This is a genomic window from Monashia sp. HAY1-2A, assembly GCF_056755315.1.
This window is the reverse complement of the sequence record NZ_JBNDHY010000614.1, coordinates 1-249: the sequence shown is the minus strand read 5'-3', so window position 1 is coordinate 249 and position 249 is coordinate 1. Positions and strand designations below refer to the sequence as shown.

At 62.2% G+C, this 249-nt stretch carries 1 pseudogene; it reads left to right on the top strand.

Annotated features, from left to right (window positions below):
- Positions 1–5: 5 nt before the first annotated feature.
- Positions 6–249 (top strand): annotated as a pseudogene (locus ACPYOM_RS23250) (exo-alpha-sialidase); the annotation flags it as partial.

Genomic DNA, 249 nt, shown 5'->3' with positions numbered 1-249 from the left:
GACTCATGGCTACCGCAGAAAGTTATGTCCTGGCGATCGGGACCAAGAAAGGCCTGTGGCTGGCGACCAGCCCGGACCGAAAAGAATGGTCCCTCTCCGGTCCGCACTTCCTGATGAGCGAGATACCCAGCATCGGGATAGACACGCGGGACGGCAAAACACGGATCATGGTGGGTGTCCGGTCAGAGCACTGGGGTCCCACCGTGGCACATTCAGACGACCTCGGCGCCACCTGGACCGAGCCCGAGC